The sequence below is a fragment of the Acetobacter lambici genome, assembly GCF_011516885.1.
In the GTDB taxonomy this organism is placed as follows: Bacteria; Pseudomonadota; Alphaproteobacteria; order Acetobacterales; family Acetobacteraceae; genus Acetobacter; species Acetobacter lambici.
Map to the genome: position 1 here is coordinate 1 of NZ_WOTD01000076.1, position 6316 is coordinate 6316.

Here is a 6316-nt window from a genome sequence, read left to right on the forward strand (position 1 = left end):
ACGAAGGATGTCGAGGCAACAATCTCGTCATCCCACGCGTGGTTGATGATTGCCCATATCCGCAGAGTTCTGCGAAAAATCAATCAAACCCCTTTCTGATTCAGGCTCTAAAAGATTTTCAAATAAAAAATTTATAGCGTCAGGCCAATCCCAACCACATTCCATTGAGCACTGGGAAGGCATGAATGCTATTGTCATAACCGCATTGAAACGACCCTATACCTTTGTGGTCCTTTCACTGCTCATTCTAGCGTTTGGTGTGCTGTCAGTAATGCGCGCACCAACCGACGTGTTTCCAAATATCAAGCTGCCCGTTGTGTCTGTTGTGTGGACATATGGTGGCATGCTGCCAGAGGAGTTTGCCGGACGCATAACCTATAATTACGAACTGGCTGTGACCTCCACCGTGGAGGGCATAGAACACATGGAAAGCAGTTCGTACTATGGTCGTAGTATCGTCAATATCTACTTCCAGCCCGGAACAGATATTGGCGAGGCAGAGGCCGAAGTTACGGCTATTTCTCAGACTGTTATCAAGCAGTTACCTGATAATATTCCTGCACCCATGGTCATGCGTTTGGATGCGTCCTCGGTGCCGGTTCTGGCCTTGCAGGTCACATCGGACAGGCAGACCCCGTCTGACCTGTTCAAGATCGCGATGACGCGTATCCGCCCCATTCTTGTTACGGTTCCAGGAGCGGTTCTGCCGCAGGCTTATGGGGGGATGGACAGTTTTATTATGGTTGCGCTCAATCAGACGCAGCTACAGGCTCATCATCTCTCTGCCATGGATGTGCAGAATGCCCTGCGCAAGCAGAACATTGTTCTGCCAGCGGGGGATCAGAAAATAGACCGCACAGACTGGATGGTGCAAACTAACGCCACCCCTCGCTCCATGCAGGAACTAGGAGATATTCCCGTCAAGCGCGTGGGTAACTCCGTTATCTATGTCCACGACGTAGCCGATGTGTACCGTGGCGGACACCAGCAGACCAACCTCGTGCTCGTAAAAGGCAAGCAGGGGGTGGAGGTCATTGTCATGAAAAGTGGTGATGCTTCAACCCTTGATGTCGTTTCCAGAACCAAGGACTTATTGCCCCGCATTCAGCAGCTTGTGCCGCCGGATGTGCATATTTCAGTCCTGAACGATGCGTCCGTTTTCGTTAAGGATGCTATCCGTGACGTCGTTCGTGAAATGCTGACAGCCGCGGCACTGACAGGCCTGGTTGTGCTGTTGTTTCTTGGCTCTTGGCGTTCCACCATCATCATTGCCACATCTATTCCCCTGTGCATTCTGGCGGCCATTATCTGCCTGCTATGGGCCGGTCAGACCATTAATGTCATGACGCTGGGGGGGCTTGCTCTGGCGGTTGGTATTCTGGTGGATGATGCGACCGTCATGATCGAGAATATTGATACTCATCTTGAAATGGGGAAGGATCTGGAAACAGCCATTATTGACGCGGCTAACCAGATCGTTATCCCCACGCTTGTTGCCACCCTATGCATCTGCATTGTGTGGACCCCGCTGTTCCGCCTGAGTGGTGTTGCAGGCTGGCTGTTCATGCCTATGGCTGAAGCCATTGTTTTTGCCATGCTGGCGTCATTCATCCTGTCGCGTACACTGGTGCCGACCATGGCTAAATATCTGCTGGAAGGGCAGGTACATTCTGGCCTGCACGGTGATGAGCATGAAGCCCTGCCCAAGGGTTTTCTGGGGCAGTTCCAGAACAGGTTTGAGCATGCTTTTCACAATTTTAAGCTTCGTTATGGGCGGGTGCTGGAACGTGTGGTTAACCAGCGTCGCAAATTTGTTACAGTGTTCCTTGGTCTGTCTGTTCTTTCCCTTTCCCTGTTTGTGGTGGTGGGGCAGGACTTCTTTCCCGAGGTCAAATCTGGTGCGTTGCAGATGCATATGCGTGCGCCTCTTGGCACCCGGATTGAGACCACAGGACGCATAGGCAGTCTGGTGGATGACCGTATCGAGCAGATACTGCCCGGTAGGGTAGCGGGGATTATAAACAACTGCGGCCTGCCAGAGGGGCCACATAATCAGGCGTTCATTCCAACTCCCACAATCGGCACGCAGGATTGTGACCTGAGCATCACGCTCAAAAATGAGGCTTCCCCCGTATGGGACGACCGTGCCTTGCTGCGGCGTGAGCTTTCAGCCAGTTTTCCCGGCACGGTCTTTACGTTTCAACCTGCGGATCTGACAGAAAAAATCCTTAATTTTGGATCTCCTGCACCAGTCGATGTCCAGATATCAGGTCCGGATATCCGGGATAACTACCGTTATGCCCGCCTGCTGGTTAACCATCTGCGGCACATATCTGGTGCAGTGGATACGGTTATTCAGCAGACCATGGCTACGCCAACACTGTTTGTGCAGGGTAATCGTACGTTTGGGCAGGCCACAGGCATGACCGAGGGTGATATTGCCAGCAACGAACTGATGACACTCTCAGGCAGCCAGACAGTAGATCCGCAATACTGGCTTGACCCCAAGACCGGTATTACTTTCCCCCTGAATGTCTATGTCTCTCAGGACCAGCTCACACATTACAACAACCTGCTGACCATACCGGTCGATAAAGGGGATAATGACCCCGAAGGCAAGGATATGCAGTTGCTGGGCAGCATCAGCACCATCACGCCCATCGGTACACCGGGGCAGGTGTCCCATTATAATTCTATGCCCGATATTGATGTTTATGTTTCCACCGAGTTTACGGACCTCGGGTCTGTGCTGAGGCAGGTCAAACAGGAGATCGCTGCCACAAAAAGCGATCTGCCACGTGGTGTGGCCGTGGATATCCGGGGGCAGGCCACTACTATGCACAGCGCTTATGTGGAACTGATTGCCGGCCTCGTTGTCTCAGTCTTGCTGATCTATATGCTGATCGTGATCAACTTCCAGTCATGGATTGATCCTTTCATTATCATCTCGGCATTGCCCGGGGCACTGGCTGGTATTGCATGGAGCCTGTTTCTGACTCAGACACGCCTTTCCGTGCCTGCGCTAACAGGTGCGATCATGTGCATGGGAACAGCTACAGCCAATTCTATTCTGGTCGTGTCTTTTGCCAAGGAACGTTTTGCCATGCATCGCAGTGCGGTGGCTGCGGCAGTTGAAGCAGGTATTGGCCGTATCCGCCCTGTTATCATGACGGCATCTGCCATGATCATAGGCATGGTGCCTATGGCCATAAGCAATTCCCAGAACGCACCAATTGGCAAGGCAGTTATTGGCGGTCTGGTTGTGGCTACTATTTCCACTCTGCTTTTTGTCCCCTGTGTTTATGCAATTTTCCACCATCGTCGGGAAAAGCCATCCACCACGGATGCCGCCAACCGGCAGGAGACTGTCTGATGTTTGTTGCTAGCAAAGGCAGAATTGTCATTATCTTTTTTGCGGCTGTCATTGTGGCGGATATTGCTTATCTGCTAGTGCAGCGCGCCCATAATACCGTGCGTATCCAGCAGGATGCCGCCTATGACCGGGTACCCGATGTTGCTTTGGTGCAACCCATGCCCGCACCGCCAACAATAACCTTGTCTTTGCCGGGTACAATCAGCGCATGGTATGAAGCCCCCATTTATGCACAGGTCTCTGGCTACGTGAAAATGTGGTACCGTGATTACGGAGCTGTCGTAAAAAAAGGCGATATGCTGGCCGAAATTAATACGCCCAGACTGGACGCGGAATTTGCGCAGGCACAGGCCGATTTGAAGGTCGCGCAGACCAAATATGGTCTTGCCGCCATAACGGCTACACGCTGGCGGGCCATGGGCCAGTCGCAGGCTGTATCTGGCCAGTCTGTCTCTGTGCAGAACGCCAATGAACAGTCCGCCAAGGCAGAGCTGGAAGCCGCCGAACACAAGGTGGCCCAGTATCAGGCCATGATCCACTTCAAAAGCATTGAATCGCCATTCGATGGTGTGGTCATAGCGCGTAATATCAACGTGGGCGATTATGTCGGAGCCGGTAGTGGCAGCATGAACGCAAACGGTACCGCCAGCGAGCTGTTTACCGTAGCAGACACCCATGCCATGCGTCTGTTCGTATCCGTGCCGGAAACGTTTTCTTCCATTCTTCAGCCGGGGTTGGTGGCAAAGGTTACCGTGCCACAGTTCCCCAATGCCGTGTTTCAGGCCAAGTTCCTAACCATTGCTAAAGGTTTTGATCCCAATACACGCACGGTTATTACGGAGTTTTCGATTGACAACACGGAGCAGAAACTGTGGCCGGGCAGTTTTGCTTCCGTCACCCTGACAGCCCCAGCCAGTAAGGGGGTTTATACCATTCCCACCGGTGCACTGGTGTTCCAAGAGCATGGTATGCAGGTTGCCACGGTCAATGCCATGCAAATAGCGCACTACCAGAATATAACTGTGGGGCGCATGTCGGATGCTTATACGGAAGTCAGCGCTGGTCTTTCCCCCGATGCCCGGATCATTAACAACCCGCCAGCCGATCTGATGGAGGGAGGGAAAGTCAGGCCCGTGGAACCGGAACAGGGCTACCTTAGCACATCAGATGTAGCCGCAGCGACAAAGGGGGATGATGACGAATGAAACAGGTGTTTTCACATTCGGGCTCCCTGTCTGCGCGTCGTCTGACAGCACGAGGGGCTCTGCTGCTTTCCCTGACAGCATTGAGTGCGTGCGATCTGGCTCCCCGTTATGCGCCACCACATTATGTTGTACCAGTCTCCTGGCACGGGCAGGGGCCTTTCAAGGATGCGACACCCGGCACAGTCGCCCTGAGGCCAGACTGGTGGACACTGTTTGGTGATACGACACTTAATGGGCTTGAGCAGACAGCACTTGCAAATAATGCTGATCTTCAGGCTGCGGCAGAGCGTTTTACGCAATCCCGCGCTATTGTGATGGAGGCGCGCTCCGACTTGTTGCCACATTTTGGTATGGCGTTTGGTGCCAGCGATAACAAAAGTTCAGCAGACAGACTGTTCCGCTACAAAGGCCCCATAACCGCATCGGATGAATTTTATTCCGGTCTTGCCAGCTGGGAGCCGGATATCTGGTCAGGTATTCGGAACAGGGTGCGAGTACAGAAATACTACGCACAGGAGCAAGCTGCCGACTATGCTGCTGCGCGGCTCAGCTTGCAGGCGGAACTGGCTACAGATTATTTTACCCTGCGTGGGTTGGATGCACAACACGCCATTTATGCCCAGTCCATCGCCTATTATCAGCAGGCGTTACACGTTACCCAGACACGGCTTGATAACCAGAATGCGACCGGTATTGATGTGGCCCGAGCACAAAACCAGCTTTATATGACACAGGCCCGCCTGCTGGACGTACAGGCCCAGCGGGAAGTACTGGAACACGGTATTGCCGTGCTGGTGAATGAACAACCTTCTACTTTCCACATCACGCCGGTGGATGAACTGAGCAATGTAGAGCCCATTGTTCCCACCGGCCTGCCGTCCGACCTGCTGGAACGCAGGCCAGACATCGCTGCATCAGAAAGACGCATGGCACAGGCAAACCGGGCTATTGGCATTGCCCGGGCGGCGTTTTATCCGCATGTATTTTTTAGTGCCAATGGCGGTTTTGATTCCAATGGGTTCAATCTTGCCAATCTGGCCAACAGCATGTGGTCCTACGGGGCATCGGTTTCCATGCCCCTGTTTGAAGGTGGATTGCGCCGTGCCCAGTTACAGCACTCCTGGTCAGTCTACCGCGAAACGTTGGATCATTACCGCCAAACAGTTCTCTCCGCCTTTGGAGATGTCGAAAACGGGCTTTCACTAACCAATCGCCTGCGTGCGGAAGTCGAACGTCTGGAGCAAGGTGTGGAAACTGCACAAAAAGCGCAGACGCTGACAATGACATTGTATAAAGGTGGCGCAGACAATTATCTGGATGCGCTGATCTCGCAAGTCAACACGTTGGACGCGCGGATTGACCGGGTGCAGGTCCAGGCCCGTGCATTACAGAGCACAGTTGGACTCATCCGCGCCCTAGGAGGAGGGTGGCGCCAGAAAGACCTCCCTACGCCCGATGCTACCATGACATTTGGAGTGTTGCAGTATTCAGGTTTGCACCCCACCAAAGACACACTGTGATCGTAGAAGAATTCTTGAGTTCTCTGCCCTCAGTTCAACGAGTGGGGCATTTTCTGGGTATGTAACGGTGTTATGCGCATCCAGAAAAAGGGCGGAGGACCAGTTGTCTAGCACTACAGTTGCATTTTTTGTTGAGTTCTGAATCTATGGGTAACCATGATTCAGGATATGATGAATGGCGGTGCGTCTGTTGAAGAGACGCTGGATTTGTGGGCGTC

General features: G+C 53.0%; 3 protein-coding genes and 1 pseudogene. All 4 read left to right on the top strand.

The features are described 5' to 3' along the window. Positions 1-99: pseudogene (locus tag GOB86_RS14415) on the top strand (IS5/IS1182 family transposase); the annotation flags it as partial. 82 nt (positions 100-181) lie between these two features. Beyond that, positions 182-3373, top strand: coding sequence for an efflux RND transporter permease subunit (locus tag GOB86_RS14420; RefSeq protein ID WP_165993294.1), 3192 nt, complete (start codon positions 182-184; stop codon positions 3371-3373). Continuing rightward, positions 3373-4578: an efflux RND transporter periplasmic adaptor subunit gene (locus GOB86_RS14425; RefSeq protein ID WP_165993296.1), complete on the top strand. Its 1206-nt coding sequence runs from the start codon at positions 3373-3375 to the stop codon at positions 4576-4578. Before GOB86_RS14420 ends, GOB86_RS14425 begins: the two co-directional genes overlap by 1 nt. After that, the gene (locus GOB86_RS14430; RefSeq protein WP_165993298.1) at positions 4575-6098 is read left to right on the top strand and encodes an efflux transporter outer membrane subunit; all 1524 of its coding nucleotides are present in this window, start codon (positions 4575-4577) and stop codon (positions 6096-6098) included. Before GOB86_RS14425 ends, GOB86_RS14430 begins: the two co-directional genes overlap by 4 nt. The last annotated feature ends 218 nt before the right edge of the window (positions 6099-6316 follow it).